This is a genomic window from Streptomyces sp. NPDC002835 (genome assembly GCF_053591995.1).
Genome location: NZ_JBSFUW010000002.1, coordinates 267,897 through 287,802, shown reverse-complemented (window position 1 = coordinate 287,802; position 19,906 = coordinate 267,897). Strand labels below are relative to the sequence as shown.

Annotated in this window: 16 protein-coding genes and 1 pseudogene; 10 read left to right on the top strand and 7 right to left on the bottom strand. The window is 67.3% G+C overall.

Annotation, left to right across the window (positions count from 1 at the left end; genetic code table 11):
- Window positions 1-135 precede the first annotated feature (135 nt).
- Complete coding sequence (locus ACWD01_RS04065) at window positions 136-1,575, bottom strand: polysaccharide biosynthesis tyrosine autokinase (protein ID WP_451157817.1); 1,440 nt, start codon at window positions 1,573-1,575, stop codon at window positions 136-138.
- Window positions 1,576-2,576: 1,001 nt separating this feature from the next.
- Between ACWD01_RS04065 and ACWD01_RS04060 the strand changes: the two genes are divergently transcribed.
- The gene (locus ACWD01_RS04060) at window positions 2,577-3,404 is read left to right on the top strand and encodes a glutaminyl-peptide cyclotransferase (RefSeq protein ID WP_451157815.1); all 828 of its coding nucleotides are present in this window, start codon (window positions 2,577-2,579) and stop codon (window positions 3,402-3,404) included.
- Window positions 3,405-3,469: 65 nt separating this feature from the next.
- Here ACWD01_RS04060 and ACWD01_RS04055 read toward each other — a convergent pair whose 3' ends face one another.
- Window positions 3,470-4,939: a DUF4012 domain-containing protein gene (locus tag ACWD01_RS04055; RefSeq protein ID WP_451157813.1), complete on the bottom strand. Its 1,470-nt coding sequence runs from the start codon at window positions 4,937-4,939 to the stop codon at window positions 3,470-3,472.
- A gap of 369 nt (window positions 4,940-5,308) precedes the next feature.
- Window positions 5,309-5,971, bottom strand: coding sequence for a sugar transferase (locus ACWD01_RS04050; RefSeq protein WP_451157811.1), 663 nt, complete (start codon window positions 5,969-5,971; stop codon window positions 5,309-5,311).
- Between the two features lie 184 nt (window positions 5,972-6,155).
- On the opposite strand from ACWD01_RS04050, the gene ACWD01_RS04045 reads away from it, so the two are divergent.
- The 9 genes and pseudogenes from ACWD01_RS04045 to ACWD01_RS04005 all read left to right on the top strand — a co-directional run.
- Window positions 6,156-7,151 (top strand): UDP-glucuronic acid decarboxylase family protein, encoded by a 996-nt coding sequence (locus tag ACWD01_RS04045; protein ID WP_451157809.1) that lies wholly within the window; start codon window positions 6,156-6,158, stop codon window positions 7,149-7,151.
- Window positions 7,152-7,198: 47 nt separating this feature from the next.
- Complete coding sequence (locus tag ACWD01_RS04040) at window positions 7,199-8,104, top strand: WecB/TagA/CpsF family glycosyltransferase (RefSeq protein ID WP_451157807.1); 906 nt, start codon at window positions 7,199-7,201, stop codon at window positions 8,102-8,104.
- Complete coding sequence (locus ACWD01_RS04035; RefSeq protein WP_451157805.1) at window positions 8,095-8,964, top strand: FkbM family methyltransferase; 870 nt, start codon at window positions 8,095-8,097, stop codon at window positions 8,962-8,964. Before ACWD01_RS04040 ends, ACWD01_RS04035 begins: the two co-directional genes overlap by 10 nt.
- Window positions 8,965-9,289: 325 nt before the next feature.
- A complete protein-coding gene (locus tag ACWD01_RS04030; RefSeq protein WP_451157803.1) occupies window positions 9,290-10,624 on the top strand; it encodes a glycosyltransferase family 4 protein in 1,335 nt (444 codons plus the stop codon).
- A 346-nt stretch (window positions 10,625-10,970) separates the two neighbouring features.
- Entirely contained in the window at window positions 10,971-11,783 is an 813-nt protein-coding gene (locus ACWD01_RS04025; protein ID WP_451157801.1) for a class I SAM-dependent methyltransferase, read from the top strand.
- A gap of 57 nt (window positions 11,784-11,840) precedes the next feature.
- Window positions 11,841-13,028, top strand: coding sequence for a glycosyltransferase family 4 protein (locus ACWD01_RS04020; protein WP_451157799.1), 1,188 nt, complete (start codon window positions 11,841-11,843; stop codon window positions 13,026-13,028).
- A gap of 450 nt (window positions 13,029-13,478) precedes the next feature.
- Window positions 13,479-14,258 (top strand): glycosyltransferase family 4 protein, encoded by a 780-nt coding sequence (locus ACWD01_RS04015; protein WP_451157797.1) that lies wholly within the window; start codon window positions 13,479-13,481, stop codon window positions 14,256-14,258.
- A 100-nt stretch (window positions 14,259-14,358) separates the two neighbouring features.
- Window positions 14,359-15,057: a class I SAM-dependent methyltransferase gene (locus ACWD01_RS04010; RefSeq protein WP_451157795.1), complete on the top strand. Its 699-nt coding sequence runs from the start codon at window positions 14,359-14,361 to the stop codon at window positions 15,055-15,057.
- 52 nt (window positions 15,058-15,109) lie between these two features.
- A pseudogene (locus ACWD01_RS04005) lies at window positions 15,110-15,384 on the top strand (transposase family protein); the annotation flags it as partial.
- Here the strand turns inward: ACWD01_RS04005 and ACWD01_RS04000 are convergent.
- The 4 genes from ACWD01_RS04000 to ACWD01_RS03985 all read right to left on the bottom strand — a co-directional run bounded on the left by ACWD01_RS04000 (window position 15,359) and on the right by ACWD01_RS03985 (window position 19,905).
- Complete coding sequence (locus ACWD01_RS04000; protein ID WP_451157793.1) at window positions 15,359-16,150, bottom strand: FkbM family methyltransferase; 792 nt, start codon at window positions 16,148-16,150, stop codon at window positions 15,359-15,361. The pseudogene ACWD01_RS04005 and the gene ACWD01_RS04000 overlap by 26 nt on opposite strands.
- A 198-nt stretch (window positions 16,151-16,348) precedes the next feature.
- Window positions 16,349-17,506 carry a glycosyltransferase family 4 protein gene (locus ACWD01_RS03995; RefSeq protein ID WP_451157791.1) on the bottom strand — a complete coding sequence of 386 codons (1,158 nt, stop codon included), beginning with the start codon at window positions 17,504-17,506 and terminating at the stop codon, window positions 16,349-16,351.
- A 21-nt stretch (window positions 17,507-17,527) separates the two neighbouring features.
- On the bottom strand, window positions 17,528-18,973 hold the full coding sequence (locus ACWD01_RS03990) for an oligosaccharide flippase family protein (RefSeq protein WP_451157789.1): 1,446 nt from the start codon (window positions 18,971-18,973) through the stop codon (window positions 17,528-17,530).
- Between the two features lie 35 nt (window positions 18,974-19,008).
- Entirely contained in the window at window positions 19,009-19,905 is an 897-nt protein-coding gene (locus ACWD01_RS03985) for an FkbM family methyltransferase (protein ID WP_451157787.1), read from the bottom strand.
- Window position 19,906: the final 1 nt, after the last annotated feature.

Genomic DNA, 19,906 nt, shown 5'->3' with positions numbered 1-19,906 from the left:
GCCCTTCCATGTGCCGGGCTCAGGAGAACCACAGACGGAGGTCACTCGAAGACGAAACGCGATTCCCGTACCCGGACAGAACCGCTGCAACGATCCGCCAAGTCCGGCTCGGAATCCATATCCTGGCGTCCGAGATCAGGGATCAAGGCCCGCCCCCTCTTTGGGGTGGGCCGACACACGGGGCGCAGGAAGTTCGCCGTACGTCGTGTAGCTGCCGTAGCAGTCGCTCTGGGATGTCGCAGCCATGTTGAAGACGGTGCCAAGGATGCGGCTTCCCACGCGTTCCAACGCTTCGGTGGCGGTGCGAAGCTGGTCACGACTGGTCTTGGAGGCACGGACGACCAGTAGCGAGCCCTGCGTCAGTGGGGCGAGTCCGACCGTGTCGGCGACCGGCAACAACGGCGCGGTATCGACGATCACCGCTTCATAAGTGGTTGCGAGCTCGCCCAGGACCTCTCCCATTCGCGCCGAGGCCAGCAGTTCAGTGGGGTTGGGAGGGGTGGCGCCGCTGGCGAGCACCGAGAGGCGATTGCCGGCCCGCTGCATCACCTCATCGACACGGCTCTGTCCGATGAGCACGGTTGTCAGTCCGGCGTCCTCGACGAGACCAAAGGTCTTGGCCACAGTCGGGCGGCGTAGGTCGCAGTCAACCAGGCAGGTGGACACGCCCGCCTCGGCGAGGGCGAGAGCCAGATTCACCGCGGTGTTGGTCTTGCCCTCGCCGGGTACCGAACTGGTCACCATGATGATCTGGGGGCGGTCGTCGACCTGCGCAAACTGCAGATTCGTGCGCAGCTTGCGGAACGCCTCGGCGCGCCCGGAGTACCCAGTGACGGCAGCGAGCGGCTGTTTGGGTGCATTCCTGTCGTACGGGATGGATCCGAGGCTGGGCAGCCCGGTGAGCTCGCCGAGCGCCTGACTCGTTTTGACAGTGGTGTCCAGGGTTTCGCGCAGGACGACGAGTCCGGCACCCAGCAGCAGTCCGCCGAGCACTCCGGCAGCCAGATTGAGCAGCGGGCGTGGCGAGACAGGATCGGCGGGCGCAACCGCCGGCTGGGTGACGCCCAAGGAGACGGGGGAAACAGGCACATCGGTTTCGTCCGTCTCGCCTGCTGAGGACTGCCGGTTCAGCTGCGCGGGTCTCTCCAGTCGCTCGACGACGGCGGTGAACCCCGCGGCGACGACGTTTGCGATCTTGGCGGCACGACTGGGAACGGTGTCCCGGACGGTGATATTGATGAGCACCGTGTCGAGCGGGGCCTCGGCCGTGATCCTCGAGGCCAACTCCTCCGGTGTAGTGCGCAGCTTCAGCTTACGAACCACGGGTGCAGTCACCCGGCGGGTCGAGACGATGGCTGCATAGGACTGCACGCGGGCCTGCGAGAACGTCTGCCCCTGGCTCAGTTGAGCGGTGTCCTCACCAGTGCGGGTGGCGACGAAGAGCTGAGTCCTGGCTTCGTAGACAGGGGTGGTCAGGTTCGTGGCGGCGAGCGCCGTCCCGACCGCGAGAACCAGGCAGACCAGAACGGTCGGCCAGCGTCTGGCAAGAGCCTTCAGGAATCCGTGGAGATCCAACCTGTACCCCATCATAGAACCGAGGAAGCCGCCCGAAGATGGCGTTTACTCCCTGTATGCACCCTTGAAAATAGGGGCTCGAACGTCTCGGTCCGGGTAGCCACCCCCATCTCGGCCCGACAAACAGCCCTGGTGGCAGACACACGTCCATCGGCGGTCCGGTCCACCGTCACCGGTGCGCGTGCGCCGAGGCAGAGCGAGTGCTACACCATCCGGTGGCTTCTGAGCGACGTCGCACTGTGCGGCAGTCATGCACGCTGACGGTCCGTGTATTCAGTCTTGGTCAAGGCCGTCGCCGCGCCGCCCGGCCCGCACATGACCGAGGAGAGCGAAGAAAATGGACTGCTTGCTCGCTCCGAACTGCTCACGGCCCGACGGAAGCCTGCCGCGCGGGCGCATGCCCGCACCACGGGTCCGGCCCGGTTCACAGCCGTTCTCTTCCCTTCCCCGGCGGCCCGGTCCTGACCGTGCGCGTACGGCGCTGCAGAGGCCCTCTCCGGAACCGCACCGAGCCGCCGGCATCGCGGCGAGGGTGCCGGCCGTGACCGGTCGGGGGTCGCGTGCCACCCGGCGACCGACGGCCGACCGGACCCGTGAGCGGCTCTCGCGGCAGCTCGCCCGCGTCACCCCCGCCATGACCGGCGCCGCCGTCGCGCCCGGGATCCTGTCGCTGATGCTCGCTGTGCACGGGAAACGGCGCTGCTTCGTCGCATTGCGGCACATCGCCGAGACCTGTGGCAGGGGGGTGGTTCCTGCTGCCTTCGCCCGACTGCGGGCCGATCGCGGCCGCCTGGCCTTCCCACACTTCGGCAACAGACCGAGACAGCCACCGCCGAGGCAAACTGCCCCGTCCAGCCGCACCCCGGTGCTGCACCTGCCGGAACCGCACGCGGACCGCACCCCCGCTCTTCTGCGCCGGCCCCTGGCGACGCCGCTCAGCGCCATCGTGAAGCAAGGCGGTACCTGTCGTGTCTGAACGCCTGCGAATCACTGTGGCAGCCATGCTCTGGGGGGTGCTGCTCACCTCCTGTGCGGCGGGGGACACGAAGGAACACGCCAGGTCCGGCACGGCCGTCGGGGACAGGACAGCGGAGAGCGGGTCGGTCTTTGCGGACGACGTCGAGCAGTTGCGGGTCAAGGTGCTCGAGGTTCTTCCGCACGATCCGCAGGCGTTCACCCAGGGACTGGAGATGGCCGGCGGCACGCTGTACGAGAGCACCGGCCTGGCCGGCCGGTCCTCGGTGCGGGCGGGCCCGCCGGGCGGGCGCCCGACCGTCCGCACAGCAATGCCCGCGCCGTTGTTCGGTGAGGGGATCACGGTGCTCGGCCGAAGGCTCTGGCAGCTCACCTGGCGGAACCGGATCGCCATCGAACGCGACGCGAGGACGCTGTCGGAGGTGCGTCGTGTCCCGTACCCCGACGAGGGCTGGGGAGTGTGCCACCAGCCGTCCGGGGACCGGTTGGTGACGAGCGACGGGTCGTCCCGGCTGACGTTCCGGGACTCCGGGACGCTCGCGCGGACGGGCGGCATCACCGTCACCCAGGGCGGCCGACCGGTGACGAAGCTGAACGAACTGGAGTGCGTGGGCGAGGCCGTGTACGCCAATGTGCTGTTCACCGACCGGATCGTGCGCATCGACTCGGCCACCGGTGTGGTGACGGCGAGCATCGATGCCTCGGGCCTGCTGCGTGAGGACGAAGGCGTGCAGGGATCCGTGCTGAACGGTATCGCGGCCGTCCCCGGCACCGACCAGTTCCTGATCACCGGCAAGTTCTGGCCCAAGACGTTCCGCGTCCTGTTCGTCCCGGCGAAGCGGGGGCCCCGCTGACTCGTCGAGGTGCCGACGACTCGAGCGCATGATGTCCCCGGCCTGAGGGATCGTAACGCCACCGGTCAGCCCTCACACGGACCGTACGGCCGAACCGTGGCGTGCAGCGGATGGACCAGCGGCTGACGCAGCACGGTCGGGGGCAGGTCGCTGCGCTGCTCCAGCAGATGGAGCACCAGGGTACGGGTGGAACCCACGGGCATCTCCAGGTCCAGGATGTAGACGGGATGGCCGCGTTCGTCCCCTGAGGCCAACAGCACCGGGCGGCCGTCGAGTGTGGCCTTGGTCAGGCCGGACTGCTTGCTGGCGAAATACGAAACGAGCAGCCGGTTGTCGCCGGGCCGCGTCGGGTAGGGCGGCTCGTCCACCCGCTGGGTGACATACGAGGGCAGTCCCGAGGCCGGTGCCCGGTTGGACAGGCGCACGGTCACGGTCACTTCACGCTCCCCGGCTCTGCACCGGCCCGGTTCCCACACCAGGTGGCGATCCAGGTAATAGTCCAGTTTCGTGCCCGCCGCGTTGGTCACCACCAGCCCGGCGAGTGGCGCGGGCCCATCCGGCAGGGCGCCTCCGAAAGGACGCTTCCGCACCTCACGCTGCTCCTCGGGGTGAGCGCTCCACACCTTGATCCGTCCGTCCTGCAGCTGCTGCCGCAGGGCCGTGAACAGTGGCAGGCGGCGCGCCGGATCGTCCATGGCTCCCATCAGCCGATCGGCGACGGCACGCGCGACATCGAGAAAGAACGCCTTGCGCTCCTCGACGTTCTCGTATGCCGCATAGCTGGTGCGCTGAGTGAGATCGACCACGTTGGCGCCGGTGACGACCGTCCCGTCGGCCAGCGAGGCGGATCCGGACTGCGCGAGCAGACCGGACAACGCACCGGGGTCGAGCGAGATCGCACCGTCAAGTCGCCGGCCGGTGTGCGCGTGCCAGGCAGCGGTCCAGATGCGGGCGGCATACGGGAAGTGCGGACTCAGATTCGTGTTGACCCACGTGCTGGTCGGAGCGTTGGGGCCATAGAGCTTGGCGTACTCGTCCGGCAGGTCGACCGCGGCACGGATGTCGGACAGTTCGGTGTCGTTGCCGAAGTCCTCGAAGCTCAGCCGCCCCCCCTTGGCGGTGAGCACCGCGAACGCCCCGGGAAGCCCGCCGGTGCCCCGGGCCTCGGCGGCGTTCTCGAACACCACCAGGTAGCGCCTCGGCCCGTCCGTTCCGAGCATGGGCGGAATCACCCTGGCCGCCATGGCGGCGTCGTCCGTTGCGGTGCTGATCGGGCCGAGCTGCTCAGCGAGCCGGGCCCGGGCATTGTCAGCGGCCGACAGCCACGTGCTGCGGGGCAACTCGTCGACATCCGTACGCACTTCCGAGGCGCTGCGCGCGGCCCGTTTCAGAGCGGGAGCTGAGTGGCGCAGCGCGGCGAGATCGAGGTGTCCGACATCGCCTCCTGCGTCGCCCCCCAAGTGGGCGGCGGTGCGCACCAGCGGAGGAAGCACCTCGTGGGTCAGCCGGTCGGAGGCTTCGGCGACACCGCGCACGGTGCGCAGCGGTCCTCCGACAAAGGGCAGTTGGGCCGCCGGGTACCAGGCCGGCCCGGTGGTGAGGCGGTGCGCCCGGGCGGCGTGTCTCGCAGCCCGGTGCACGGCGGCCTCGACAGATCGCAGGCGCTGGGCGGAGCCCCGGGGTGGCGAGTCAGCGGCAACCTGCCCGCGCAGAGTCTCCAGACTCCGTTGGGCGGCGAGCAGTTCGCTCCGAGCGAGCACACCGGTGACGGCGATCCAGCCGGCGCCCGCCAGCAGCAGGACGGCGGCGGCGCACACGGGCAGGAGAACGTGGCGCTGTCGAAGCAGACGGCCGGCAGTACGGAGGTTCAAGCTCTTCAGACGCGGCATTCCCACACGCTGGCCCTAGTAGGCGCCGTTACCGCGCAGCACGGCAGGCAAGGTGCGGAAGAGGATCGCCAAGTCCAGCCGGATGGACCAGGTGTCAACGTATTCCAGGTCCAGACGCAGGGCGTCCTCCCAGGCCAAGTCGGACCGGCCGCTGATCTGCCACAGCCCGGTCAGTCCCGGCCGGACCTGAAGGCGACGGCGCGCCTTCCCGGTGAACGACGAGTCCTCCACAGGCAGTGGTCGGGGGCCGACCAGGGACATCTGCCCGGTCAGCACGTTGATCAGCTGCGGTAGCTCATCCAGGGAGAAGCGGCGCAACCAGCGCCCGACCGCGGTCACCCGCGGATCGTCGCGGATCTTGAACAGGTGCCCGTCGGCCTCGTTGCGAGCCGCCATGGCCCCGCGCATCCTCTCGGCCCCGACCCGCATCGTGCGCAGCTTGAGGACATGGAACTCCTCGCCCTGCCAGCCCGTGCGCCGCTGCCGGAAGAGCACGGGGCCCGCAGTGTCGACTTTCACGGCGACGGCCGCCGCCAGGAGAACCGGCGCCAGCACCAGGAGCAGGACACTGGCCCCCATCAGGTCGATGGCCCGTTTGGCCGCCAGGGCTCCCCACGCCGACTGCCGCTCCTCCAGGGGCTGCCGATCGTGTGCCGTCTCTCCAGCGGCTACGAGCATTCCATCCATCTTCGTAGGCAGAACGGGTGAAAAGCTACCTGATTCGATGTCATATGCCTGCATCAGGACTCCAATCAGCAGATAACTGACTAATGGATGGAAACACGACATCAACCTGAGCTTCAGCAATGACACTGCTACTTGCCGCCTGTCCCCCTGGGGCGGGGCGGCCGAGAGGACGCGCATGCGTGCGGTAGTGACGGGCGGAGCCGGCTTCATCGGGTCCCACCTGTGCGAGCGGCTGCTCCATGAGGACCACGAGGTGGTCTGCGTGGACAACTTCCTGACATCCAGCCTCCACAACGTCGAACACCTCAAGGAAGATCGACGCTTCCAGCTGAACGACCGGGACATCACCCACGGGCTCGAGGTGCCGGGCCAGGTGGACGCTGTGTTCCACCTGGCCTCCCCTGCCTCGCCCACCGACTACCTGCGGCTGCCCCTGGCGACGCTTCGTGTCGGATCGGTCGGCACCTGGCACGCCCTGGACCTGGCCGCGGCCAAGGGCGCCCGCTTCCTGCTGACCTCGACCTCCGAGACGTACGGGGACCCCCTGGTCCACCCCCAGCCGGAGAGCTACTGGGGCAACGTCAACCCGGTCGGCCCCCGCTCGGTGTACGACGAGGCGAAGCGCTTCGGGGAGGCGCTGACCATGGCCTACCGCAGGTCCCGAGGCCTCGATGCCAAGATCGTGCGCATCTTCAACACGTTCGGCCCGCGGATGCGCGCAGACGACGGGCGGGCCATCCCCACCTTCATCAGCCAGGCACTGCGGGGAGAGCCGATCACGGTCACCGGCGACGGCAGCCAGACCAGATCGCTGTGCTACGTGGACGACGTGGTCGACGGACTGCTCCGCATGGCGATGAGTGACCACGGCGGTCCGGTCAACCTGGGCAATCCTCACGAGGTGTCCATGCTTGAACTGGCCCAGTGGATCGGCAAGCTGGCCAGGACCGCCTCCGACATCGCGCTGATCCCACGCCCCCAGGACGACCCGGAACGACGGCGCCCGGACATCACCAAGGCCCGGGAACTGCTGGACTGGGAACCCACGACTCCGGTGGAGCGAGGGCTGTGCGACACGATCACCTACTTCCGCCGGCTGGGTTCCGGGAACTTCACCGAACACTGGAACGGCCCGATCTCCTCGTCGCCGATCCCTCAAGCCCGCTCATGACGGCCCCGCCCCCCATCCAGCGGCCCTCTGCGACGCCCGCCGCACCCGTGGTCGAGTGCCTGGGCGTGCCCATCACAGCGCACACGCGGGAGAGCGCAGCCGACCATGTGCTGCACCTGTCCCGGCGGATCCGCGAGACCCGCCGTGCCCAGCCCGATCCTCCGGAAGCCCTCACCGCCGGGCAGGGCAGCGACGTCCACCTCTCGAACGCCTACACGCTCGCCCTGGCGGACCAGGACACCGAGCTTCGCGGCCTCCTTCGTTCGGCCTCTCTGAACCTCCCCGACGGACAGTCGGTCGTCTGGGCCAACCAACTGCTCCACCGTGGCAGAACTCTGCCCGGCACACGCGTGTACGGTCCCGATCTGCTTCTGGACGTCTTTGCCCTGAGCCAGAACACCGACGTGCGCCACTACCTCCTCGGCTCCACACCTCAGGTGCTGGAGGGGCTGCACCGGGAACTGCGCCGCCGTTTCCCCCAGGCTCGGATCGTCGGCACGTGCTCCCCTCCTTTCGGCCCGCTGACCGCCGAGGAACTGCGCCGTCAGGCCGAAGACATCCGTGCCGCCGATGCGGACATCGTCTGGGTGGGCCTCGGCACCCCGAAGCAGGACCGCTGGGCCGCCGACCTGTGTGCCCAACTCCCCGTGGTGGCCGTGGCCGTGGGCGCGGCATTCGATTTCATCGCGGGCACCAAACGCCAGGCACCGCCCTGGATACAGAACAACGGGCTGGAATGGCTGTTCCGGATCGGCAGCGAGCCACGTCGTCTGTGGCGGCGGTATCTGTTCGGCAACGCGCGTTTCGTGTGGGGAGTGACTCGGCAGTCAATGGTGGTGGCCCTGGCACGGCACGGAAGGACCGACCCAGCCGCCCTACCCCCTGCGCTAGAAGGGCGTTCCGGACAGAGCAGACGGGCAGGAGTATCAGGGAGAGGACAAGCATGTCGCTGATCGGCAAGGTGCGGTGGATCTTGGGACATCCCGCCTTCACGGCGCAGCCGGTCACCTCGCTGCTGCGGCTGGCCACCTGGCGGGCACGGACCGCGGTGCGCATCGGAGCCACGGTCTCGCTCGGGAACTCCGGAATGCGGATGTGGTGTCCGCCGGAGTGGCGGGGCAACGCGAAGCTGATGTACCTGTGGCGCAACAACTACGAATCCGAACTCACCCAGCTCCACCGCTGGGTGAGCCCCGGCGATCACATCGTGGACGTAGGTGCCCACTACGGCGCGTACGCGCTTCCCATGTCCCGGACCGTCACCGACGAGGGACTCGTCATCGCGCTGGAGCCATCGCGGCATGCCCGTGCCGTGCTGTCCAAGAACATCCGGCTCAACAACGCGCGCAATGTACGGGTACTGCCGGTCGCAGCGGGGAGGGACACGTCTCGGGGCACCCTGCACCACCACAAGGACCCATCTCGTGCCTCCCTGGCCGGGCTGTTCGACAGTGCGGCCGCCAAGGAGTCCGTCGAGGTGGCGCGGCTCGACGACGTAGTGCCGAGGGGCCGCCGGATCGCACTCATCAAAATGGACATCGAGGGATACGAGCAGTGGGCGCTTGAGGGGGCGAGGTCCATCCTCACCGAGGACAGGCCCGTAATCATTTTCGAGTACACGCCGCCAGCTGCGACCGCCGCTGGGCTGCCTGTTCGAGGAGCCTGGGACATCCTGGCCGCCTATGGCTACCAGATGCACCGGGTCACGGACGGGGGCGAAGTACGCCTGGTGTCGGCCCCCGAGCATCGTTGCGGTACCACGAACAACATCGTGGCCATCCACCCGGCCACTGCCTCGGAGCGGGCGGCGTGACGCACGGAACGCGCAGGCGGGTCGTCGTACGGCCGTATCCGCCGCTGCTGACGATGGGCCGAACCTCTGTGGCCCGGCAGCGTGTCGGCCGTGGCGTGGCGTCCGCCGACGTGGACGTCGTTTGGGTGGGACTCGGCGCCCCCGAGCAGTGTCCCACAGCAAACGGCAGGCACTGCCGTGCATGCGGCGCAACGGGCTTGAATGGCCTTTCCGTTCGGACTGCGGGCCGCGGCGACTGTGACGGCGGACAGGCAGCCGGACCACCGATGGCCAGCCAAAGGTGCGGTTCAGCCACAGCGCCGTCGAACAGCAAAGGTCAGCAGAAATGAGCGCTTTCGCAGGAGAGCTGCAGGACACATCTGGCGAACAGACCGGCTGCGAAGTGGCCAGGACGCGGCCACTACGCGTCGTCCTGGTCGCGTTCGCCTGTGACCCCACCCGTGGCACCGAGCCGGGCATGGGCTGGGCCTGGGCGGAGGCACTGGCCCAGCGAGGGCACGTGGTGGAGCTACTGACCAGTTCCGACCCCGACAGGAACCAGCGCATCACACGGCGGATCGAGAGCCTTGGCCCCGTCGGAAGCCGTATCAGGCCCCATTTCGTTCCCTTTCCGCCTCGGCCCAAGTGGATCCACCTAGTGCCTGGCTTCCTGCGCAGCCAGACTGCCGAGTTCATGCGCTACGACGGGTGGCAGCGCGATGCCCTGCATCATGCGCGTCGACACGGCCTCGATCATTCAGACCTGGTCCACCATGTCTCATACGGCTCCCTGGTCGGCGGCAGCGCACTGCGCCGCCTGGGACCGCCGTTGGTGTTCGGGCCTGTGGGTGGGGGACAGACGGCTCCTCGAAGCCACCGTCGCTATCTGGGCGCCGCCTACCGCAACGAGGTATTGCGGGAACTGCTCTGGGTTCGGGGGCTGAGCCTCCGTTCCTCCTGCCGGGCCACTCTTCGTGACGCCGCCTTGGTTCTGACAACTAACCGTGACACAGCGTCCAGAGCCCGCCGCCTCGGCCGCTCGGACACCCACATGATGCTGTGCGACGGGGTGTATGAGGGGCTCGTGCGGCGGGCACTGAAGGGAGAAGTGGAGGGGCCCGTCCGACCTCCAACCGTCCTGTGGGTCGGCGGATTTGCTCCCATCAAAGCCCCGGGGTTGGCCCTCCAAGCGTTCGCCCTCCTCCGGGCCGAAGTCCCCACTGCCCGCCTCGTGATGCTGGGAGATGGCCCGCTTCGTTCAGAATTGGAGGAGTCCGTCGACCGGATGGACATAGCAGAGTCGGTACAATTTCGGGGGCGGCTCGCCTGGGAGCAGACCCTCGCAGCCTACGATGATGCGGACGTGTTGCTCTTCACCAGCCTTCGCGATTCGTTCGGTGCGCAGACGCTGGAGGCGTGGGCCCGAGGTCTGCCCGTAGTACACCTTGATCACCAGGGTGTTGGGGACTTCTCTGCACCGGGCGGAGCAGTCCCTGTACCCCTGGGCAAAGCCGAGGACCTGCCGCAGCGTCTTTCCCAAGCACTCTTTGACCTGCTCACCGACCAGGAGACTCGTCGCCGCATGCAGGTGGCGGGGCTGGATTGGGCGAAGCAGCACACTTGGACGGCCAAGGCCGAGCTCGCCGAGCGCCTGTACTCCACTGTTTTGAGTAATTCATGAGAGGTGAGCCCGGGGCGACCGGTGATCGGCGCAATCCGGCTGAGCACAAATGCGGCAGCTGAAGTCGGACTCGGACAGTAGCCGCGTCGGCACACCGGTGCGGCATTGAAACCGGGCTGCGGCCCGTGCGGAATCGGACTGACTCGACTGACTGAACGCCGACGAGGTCTACCTCCGAGCCGTGACTGCCGTGGCCGATGTGATGGCCGTCGCAGTGGAAGCCGGCAGGCGGTGCGGGCCAGTCAGCGGAACGGCCGGTGCGTTCGGCCGCCGATCGCCTGAATTTCGGCCGACGCGTCATAGGCGGGACAAGACATTCCATGCAGAATTCCTAAGATGACTCATCATGACCACCACTCAGGCGAAGCCCTCGATGAGAGAGCTGCAAGAGCGCGAGCACGGAACCGGGCACGACTATGCGACGGGCTCGCCACATATTCGCCATCACACGATCCGGAGCTGGCTCATCTCCAGCTTGCACACTCTCGTACAGGAGGCCATCGACCAGTACGGGCGATGCCGAGTACTCGAACTGGGAGCCGGTCACGGCACCTTCACCGATCATCTCCTCGCTACCGGTGCGCAGGTCACGGTAACGGAGATGAGCGCGCCCAGCGTTCGTCTTCTTCAGAGCCGCTTCCGCCACAATCCGAACGTCACTGTGATTCATGACCAGGACGGCACCGCCTCCTGCCAGGTGGATGGTGTCGACGTGGTGGTGTGCATCTCTGTCCTGCATCACATCCCCGACTACCTGGGCACGGTCAATCAGCTCGTCGAGCGCATCACTCCCGGCGGAACATTCTTCAGCGCCCAGGACCCTTTGTGGTACCCACGGCGGTCACGTCTGTCGATGAATCTCGACCGCAACGCGTACTTCCTGTGGCGCCTCGGGCAGGGCCAGCTCCGCCGGGGTCTCGCCACCCGTCTGCGCCGCATCCGTGGCATCTACGACGACACCAATGAGGCTGACATGGTCGAGTACCACGTCGTCCGCGACGGCGTGGACGAGGAAGCGCTGCATGACCTCCTCGCACCGGGCTTCGAGGCAGTCGAGGTCCAACGCTATTGGTCGACGCAGTCCAGGGTCCTCCAGGGGATCGGAGAGCGCTCCTTTCCTCCGACCACCTTCAGCCTGGTGGCCAGGCACCGCAGGTGACGCAGCGTTCGGCGGACCACAAGAGAACGAGCTTAGAATTCACCACGGGGTGCCGTTGTGACTTACACCATCGCCTTTGTGCACAGCTTCTACGGATCCGGGAGTCCGAGCGGCGAGAACCGCGCCGTAATGGCCCAGATGGAGGCACTGAGGCGGGAAGGCCATGACACTCACCTGGTGGCCGCCCACACCGACGAACTGAGCCGCACACCGCTTTACCCTCTTCGGGCGGCGATCACGGTCGCCACAGGACACGGCCTCTCCCCTCTCTCCACGCTGCGACAGCTTCAGCCCGATGTCGTGCACGTGCACAACCTGTTTCCGAACTTCGGGCGCAGCTGGCTGGCCCGCTGGGAAGGCGCGGTTGTCGGCACCCTGCACAACTACCGGGCTCTCTGCGCTTCGGCTACGTTCTACCGCCGTGGAGCCACCTGCACGCGCTGCCTGGACGGGGACCGGTGGGCCGCGTTGCGGTACGGATGCTACCGAGGCTCGCGAACCGCCACGGTTCCCCTCGCGTGGGCAGGCCGCAAGCAAGCTGCTGCCGACCCGCTTCTGCTCCATGCCGACAAGCTGGTGGTCCTCTCCGGAACGAGCCGGCAGATGTACCTGAGGGCTGGCGTCCCAAAGCAGCGGCTCGCACTGGTGCCCAACTTCGCCGCGGAGACGCCTCAGGTCTCCGCGGGTCGCGGATCCGGCTCGTCACATGCGGAAGAAGCATGCTCGCGGTGGGTGTACGTAGGACGGATCAGCGAGGAAAAGGGCCTGGTGGAACTCCTTCGCCACTGGCCGGCGGATGAACCCCTGGACGTCATCGGCGACGGCCCGCTTCTCGAGGAGTGCCGTCGAGTTTCTCCGCCCATGGTGCGCTTCCTGGGAGAACTGCCACCCGGCGAGCTGCGCCGTCGTCTGCCGTCCCAGAAAGGACTGGTCTTCCCCGGCCGCTGCCTGGAAGGGGCAGAACCCCTGGTCTACATCGAGGCGATGGCCGCAGGGCTGGCGGTTCTCGCATTCACTGGTTCCACGGTGGGCCGTCTCGTGCGGGAGCAGGGCACAGGTATGACCGTGGGCTCAAACGAACCTCTGGGCCCCGCACTCCTGCGAGCCTCCGAATACTTTCCCACACTTCGCATTCAGTGCCGGAAGGTGTTCGCAGATCGATACACCGAACGCACATGGACTGAACGCATGGAGGAGGTCTATGCCGCCGCCATCGCTCATCGCCGCTCCCGCGCACTCGAATGAACGGCGGCCAGGCTCCACAGCCACGAACAGTGATGGGATGAGATGCTGAAAAGTCCGAAGCTCCTGCGGCGGGTCGCTGTGGTACAGCCCTATGTTCCCCACTACCGGACTGCCTTCTTCAGCCGGGTGCAAGATCGCCTCGAGGCTGCCGACTGCACGCTGGAAGTCCTTCACGGGCCACCGCCGCCCGGCGTTGCGGCACGCCGGGACGCGGCTCGTTGCGCCGGCGCAGTAGAGGTTCCCACTTGGCGCCTGACCGTTCCGGGCGGGTCACCTCTCTTCTGGCACAAGGTGCGGCACAGGACGGCCACCGCTGACGTCGTCGTTCTGGAGCAAGCACTTCACAACCTGGAGACGTACTGGTTCCTGGCGAGGCGATGGAAGAGCTCACCCGCGGCCCCCTCCCCCCAGGTCGCCCTGTGGGGTCACGGCCGTACTTACACAAAGGGCATGAGCCGGTTCCAGGAAGCCGCCAAGGACGCAGTCACGCGTCGAGCGAACTGGTTCTTCGCCTACACAGAGGGAGGAGCCGCACACGCGTCGTCTCGCGGCTTCCCCGTCGACCGGATCACCGTCCTGCGAAACTGCGTGGACACCACGGACCTGGCGCTCACGCGCAACCGCTCAGAAATCCACGGAACACCGGAGCACGCCGAGGCCGCCGAACTCCGCAAGCGTCACGGCCTTGTACCCGGACGCACCGCTCTCTTCGTTGGTGGACTCGACGGTCCAAAGCGGATTCCCTTCCTGCTGGAGTGCGCCCACCGCCTGGCAACCGTTCTTCCCGGTTTTCGGCTGCTGGTGGCCGGAGACGGCGCCGACCGGCATCTGGTGAAAGCCGCCGCCGCCGCTAACAGCCCGGTGGTGGCTCTGGGCCATCATTCGGGAAGGCGTGTGGCGCTGCTCGGCGCGGTGTCCGACGTCATGTTGATGCCCGGACGAGTGGGCCTGTGCGCGGTCGACTCATTCGCCCTCCGAACCCCCGTTGTGACCACCAACTGGCCATGGCACGCCCCTGAGTTCGAATACCTGGAGAACGGGCGCAACGCCGTGGTCACACCGGATGATCCCGTGGCATACGCGGCTGCGGTTCAGGAATTGCTGAACGACCGTTCCCGTCTGGCATCGCTCCACGAAGCATGCCGAAGGGATGCCGCCAATTACACGATCGACGGCATGGCGGCGCGTTTCTGCAACGGCTTGCTCAGAATACTCGAACGGGACGCGTGAGTGGAGGGCGCCGAGTGTCGCGCAGCGGCCCGGACAGGCGAATTTGAGCGCGGACAGAGTGTCGCTCAATATTTCGGATGGTTCATGCCACACTGTCGTCATGTCACTACCCAAGGAGACCATTAAATTCGCATTGTCTGCGGTGAATCGTCCGGTTGCTCGCGTCCGATTTTCCCGAGCTCTGACGTCCGCAGCATCTCCCTGCAAGATCGAGATCGGCGCACACCGAACGAGACGCCCTGGGTGGATCGGCACTGATGTCAGTTGGTGTACGCGCCATTACCTTGATGCGACAGAACACTGGCCGGTGCCAACTTCATCGGTCAGTCACATCTATGCCGACAATGTGATCGAGCACCTGCGCATGCAGCGCAACAGAAGGCTGTTCCGTGAGGCGTACCGAGCGCTCGTCCCCGGCGGACGCATTCGACTGGCAACGCCGGACATCGAGTATCTGGTGGAACGTTACACAAAGAGGGACGACGAAACACGGCGCCTCATCGCGTTGTCGAACATGAAGAATTATGAAGCCCATTACCCTGTTGACCTGCTCCGCGTCGCGTTTCAAGAGTGCGGCCACCACATTGGTTATCTGTGGGACTTCCAGGCACTGCGTGACGAACTGAGCCTGGCCGGTTTCGCTGATGTCCGCAGGTTCAAGCCGGGGCACAGCGACGATCCGAATTTGAGGGACATGGAGATCCGTGAGGAGTTCGCCCTCGTCGTGGAAGCAGAAGCCGTCAAGAATCCTTCCTCGAAACGGTCCGAGCAGCAGACGGTCCGCGACCTCACTCGTTGATACGCGTCCGAATCACGAACAGCGGCACCTGGCTGATCCGACGGCCAAAAACATGGCTGTTCGGATTGAATCCAACGGTCTCGGTGTCGGCATCCACCCGTCCGGCGTCGACGCGCCCAGCCCTGCCCTTCGCTTCCTCGCCGCCCGCCTGAGACCACACCGCCGCGCTCTCGGCACCCGATGGCGGCGCTTGAGCGCAGGCCGGCAGGCCCTGCTGACTCTCGCCCACCTCGGCAATGGCCATCCCTGCGCCCGGCTCGCGGCCGGTTTCGGCGTCGGCACCCCACCGCCTAGCGCTACGTCACCGAGGCGGTCGAACTCCTTGCCGACCCCGCTCAGTGGTTCCCAGGCCTCGTTCTTCCCCAGAGGAAACTTCACGGAAGAGCACCAGATCGCACTGGAGCATCTGGCCCGTTCTTTGATCGGTGAAACCGGGCACCACACCCATCAGCGTCAGGCCATATCGGCCTTGGGCAAGGTCAAGAGCGTCGGCCAACTGTAGGCCGCCCTCGTACAGAGGTACGCAGGAGACCTCCATCTGGAGTCCCGTGCAGTCCTGGATGCGGTCTCCAGCCCCCCGCAGGACTGCCTCTTCATATCCCTGGACATCGAGTTTGAGAAAGACCCGTTCTCCCGGTCGGGTCACCTCGGGCCACAGTGCCTCAAGACGGCGCTGCGCGACCTCCTGCCGGTCCACATAACCGGATTCTCTGCATGCATCAACATGTCTTGGCAGCATTGGAAGGACGGAACTGCTCGCTGCGTGGTTCCCGGACACGTTGATGGTGACCGCGGCATCCTCATCGCCAAGCGCGTACGGAAATACCGTCCACAGCCTGTCCATGGCCGCCCGACGGCGCAAGGTTTCAAACGGTCTGCTCAACGGTTCGAAGGAGATGATCCGTCCCCGGTATCCGAATCGCCGCAGCATCACCCCATACTGTCCGCAGTTCGCTCCCACATCCATGACCACATCGATTCGAAAGCGGGACAGCAATTGCACAAGCCGGCGCTCGACAGAGCTCTCGGGGAACCGCCTCACGTCGACGCCGAGGGACTGGGCAACTGTACGGGCTCGGTGGAGAATGGTCACTCAGTCATTGTGACTCTCTTCTCTCCCAATTCCTGGAAATCCGCGCTTCGCGCGTCGCGGTGCGCGGCGCGGCCGCACGGTGGGCTGCTGGTCGCGGGCGACGCCGTCAAGCGCAATTTGGTGGCAGCCGCACAGGCACGGGGCAATACGTAACGTACGTCGTCGACAGACGCGACCGGTGTCCTACACGGGGACACATCAGGACGCACGCCTATCGGCTGTTCTGAACCAGTCGGTATAGGCGCGCGCGCTGTCGTTCAGCGAGAAGTGCTCAAAGACCCGGTCTCTCCCCGCTACACCGAGGGCCATCCGTCGCTCGTCGTCCCGGGCCAGCACGGTCATCGCCTCCGCAATCTGGCCGGGTCGATCAATGTCGACGAGCACGCCCGCGTCTGCGACCACCCAGGGCACGGCGCCACTACGCCGGCCGGCCACGACAGGCAGGCCCATGCCCATGGCCTCGGCACAGATCATGGAGAAGGACTCGAGACGAGAAGGGTGGACGAGCACATGTGCCTCGGCGGCGAGGCGGTCCAGCATCGCAGCGTGTGGCAGTTGTCCGGCAAATTCCACCCCTGCGGTGAGTTCCCGATCTGCCGCCCAGACCTGTGCCGGGCCGCCGGGACCGTGGTCCGAGCCCAGAAGCAGCAGCCGGGCGCGCCGGATCCGTGTGCGTAGCAGGGCGAAGGCCCGAAGCAGCGCCTTGGTGTTCTTCATCGGTCCCCAGCCCTGCAGAGCCGCAGCGAACACAGGGGTGTCGCCGGGCGGCGGCGCGCAGGAGGTGGGCAGGACATCGGTCCGTACTCCGTTGGGGATCACCTCGATCGGCCGGCGCACCCCCAGGCAGCGCCTCAAGTGCTGGGCGATGTAAGGGCTGTTGGCACTGAGCGCGGTGGCACGATGGACGGCGGGCAGGGCTTGGGTGTGCCGCAACCAGCGGTAGGTGTCGCGCATCTCCCAGGCACAGCGCAGGGGGCTGTCCCTGGCGGTGACGAAGGCGGGGCGGCCGCTTGCGATGGCCGCAAGTGCGTATTCGTACGTCCAGTGGGCGCTGACCACGTCGGTGGGGTGCTCGCGCAGTGCGGCTGCCAACTGCTGTCGCTCGTACCTGAAGAGATCGCGCGCCTGCTTGGAGGGGCGCATCGGCGTGACGACAAGTTGCAGGTGTCCTGAGCCGAACACCGCGCGGGACGACACTTCGCCACTCATCGCGAAGACAGTGACCCGGTGGCCCTGGTCGAGCCAGGTGCGGGCCAACCAGCCGGTGGAGGGTCCCCTCGGGACCGCGGGAAGCGGGCGGTCCAGCGCGGGCAACAGAGGGCTGAGGTCGATCGGTCCTGTGAGGCCGATGTGCATGGGGATTCCTCCAGGGATCCGTCACGGCCGGGACACCGGTACGGTCACGGCTTGCGTCGCTCGGCGACCTGGGCGGCGCAGCAGTCCGATTTCGGCGGCTGCCTGGTAGGCCGGCAACCGACTGCGCAACAGCAGGCACCCAAGCAGCACCGGAGACATGGCGAGCACCGCTCCCGGCAAACCGCCCAGGGCACGGTCGCCCCAGTGGCCGGCCACAGCCAGCATGGTCCCGGCCGCAAGGTGCGTGAGATGGGCGCGGCCCACGCCGCCGGCGTCGAGCGTGTCGGTTCTGTGCCAGCGGACCAGCTGAACGACGTGGCCAACGGCCAGCCCGGCCACCCCGGTCACAATGAACGGCAGTGGCTCACGCCAGCCGACGGCGCCGATGAGCCCCACTCCGGTGACGACGAGCAGAACCAGCTGCGCGCGGATGAGGTCGCACCGGGCTCCACGGGCAAGATCCAGCGAACACCCGGCTGCATATACGACCTGCAGTGCGGCCCACGCGGCGAACGCCGGCACCAGCGCTACGGCGCCTCCCCAGCCGGGCCCGAGCAGCAGGGCGAGCGCAGCGGGTCCGGCGCCGGCCAGAGCGCCAAAGGCGATGAAGCCCGCGGAGGCGGCGTACAGCAGATGCTGTGCGGGCCTGGTCAGTGGCAGTCCCTGGCTGCGGCGGTCGGCGAGCAACGGTACAGCTGCCTGATTGAGGCCCCTGAGCAGGACGTTCACCGGTACGTCGGACAGCATCTGGGCGCGGGACCAGAGCCCGGCCGTGCCGGGACCGAGCAGTCGGCCCGCCACCCACAGCGGAGCACTGGCCGCCAGGGTGCGCAGCAGCGCGAAGCCGGTGAGGAACCCGGACAGCCCCAGCAGAGAACCGGACGGAGCGCCCGAGTCCCGCGCCAGAACGAGCTTCGCCGCCGATCCGCACACGGAGAGACCGAAGGTGGTGAAAGCCGCCACCGGAAGGGCCAGGCCAAGGGCGGCCGCGGAACCGGTGCGGGTGAGCACGACGGCTGCGACGACGCAGCCTGCCACCTGCCCGGTGAGCTCGGCGACCGCTGCGTAGCCGGGCAGACCGGCCCGGCGCAATGCGGCCAACAGCACGCAACCTGTCGGCGCCACCAGATACTGGTAGCCCAACAGACGCAGGAAAAGCGTCAGTTCCGGCATCCCCCACAGCGCCGCGCACCACGGGGCAGCGACCTCGACGACCGCCCAGCAGGCCACCCCGGTCAGCAGCGAGAGCCGGAGTGCGGAGCGGAAGAAGGCGCGGCTGAGTTGCTCGGCACGCAGAACGCAGGTCGCCAGGCCCGCCGTGGCAACCAGCGCGGGCAACTGCGTCACCGTGAGGGCGATCGCATAGGCGCCGAAGGCGCTGTGCGGCGCCACGCGCGCGGTCCAGGCGGTGTAACCGAGCTGGAGAACGACGGACACCGCAGCGCCGCCGTAATTCCAGCTCAGCACGGAGCGGACGCGACCTGCGGACTTCGGGGCATCGGTCATGAGGGGGCGAAGGGCGCGGTGGTCAGCAGGAAGTTCTGGTGGCGTCGGGGAGGGACGAAGCCGGGCGGTACGGCGACAGGTCCGTGCGGAGCGATGTGCTGGACGTGGTGGTAGCCGAACTCGGCGGCCGTGGAGCGCAGCCGTTCCAGGGCGGGCCGGTCGAGGCACTCGGCGATCACGATCGGACGGTGGTCGGCCAGAATCCGGGACATGCCGCGCAGCACCTCCGGCTCGAGACCTTCCACATCGATCTTCACCAGGTCGATGGGACGGTCACCGACCACGAGGTCCGCCGTGGTCACTTCCACGTCAACGGTGCTGCACCCGGGGGCGTCGACCCCGCCGCGCAGAGTGGCCGTGGTGATGCGCTCGGGCACGGTCAGACGTGCCCGCCCCGGTGCCTCCGAGAGTGCCTTGGAGACGACCTGCACCCTGGTTCCAAAACCGTTGACGTCGAGATTGCGGCGCAGCATCCGGGCCGCGACCGGGTTGGGTTCGACCGCGACGGCGTGCAGTCGCGGGTTGGCCTGACAGGCCAGCAGGGTGTAGAGGCCGGCGTAGGCCCCGGCGTCGAGAAAACCGCGTGCGGTGCGGGCGAGCCGGTAGAAGAGCGGATGGGTGGCCTCCTCCCACAGCCGCAGATCCGTCCAGACCACCGGCCCGGCGAGTAGGTCGTCCGGGGCGCAGTGGTAGCGGAATGTGCTGCCGTCGGGTGCGTGCAGGTGCCAGAGGCCGGTGGGGCGCAGATGCTGCCAGATGGTGAGCGGCACATGGCCGCGTACGGTTCCGACCCGTACCGCCCGCTGGAAGGTGTGCGATCGCATCAGCAGGTCACGGACACCGCGAAGCAAGGGCTTGACATGCTTCAGCTGCGGGACGGCGGTGGTGGTCATC

Bases quoted from the DNA above. Each gene is read 5' to 3' on its own strand.
- ACWD01_RS04060 (WP_451157815.1), top strand. From the start codon at position 2,577: ATGCTCTGGGGGGTGCTGCTCACCTCCTGTGCGGCGGGGGACACGAAG.
- ACWD01_RS04050 (WP_451157811.1), bottom strand. From the start codon at position 5,971: ATGCTCGTAGCCGCTGGAGAGACGGCACACGATCGGCAGCCCCTGGAG.
- ACWD01_RS04045 (WP_451157809.1), top strand. From the start codon at position 6,156: ATGCGTGCGGTAGTGACGGGCGGAGCCGGCTTCATCGGGTCCCACCTG.
- ACWD01_RS04035 (WP_451157805.1), top strand. From the start codon at position 8,095: ATGTCGCTGATCGGCAAGGTGCGGTGGATCTTGGGACATCCCGCCTTC.
- ACWD01_RS04030 (WP_451157803.1), top strand. From the start codon at position 9,290: ATGAGCGCTTTCGCAGGAGAGCTGCAGGACACATCTGGCGAACAGACC.
- ACWD01_RS04025 (WP_451157801.1), top strand. From the start codon at position 10,971: ATGACCACCACTCAGGCGAAGCCCTCGATGAGAGAGCTGCAAGAGCGC.
- ACWD01_RS04015 (WP_451157797.1), top strand. From the start codon at position 13,479: ATGAGCCGGTTCCAGGAAGCCGCCAAGGACGCAGTCACGCGTCGAGCG.
- ACWD01_RS04010 (WP_451157795.1), top strand. From the start codon at position 14,359: ATGTCACTACCCAAGGAGACCATTAAATTCGCATTGTCTGCGGTGAAT.
- ACWD01_RS03995 (WP_451157791.1), bottom strand. From the start codon at position 17,506: ATGCACATCGGCCTCACAGGACCGATCGACCTCAGCCCTCTGTTGCCC.
- ACWD01_RS03985 (WP_451157787.1), bottom strand. From the start codon at position 19,905: ATGACCACCACCGCCGTCCCGCAGCTGAAGCATGTCAAGCCCTTGCTT.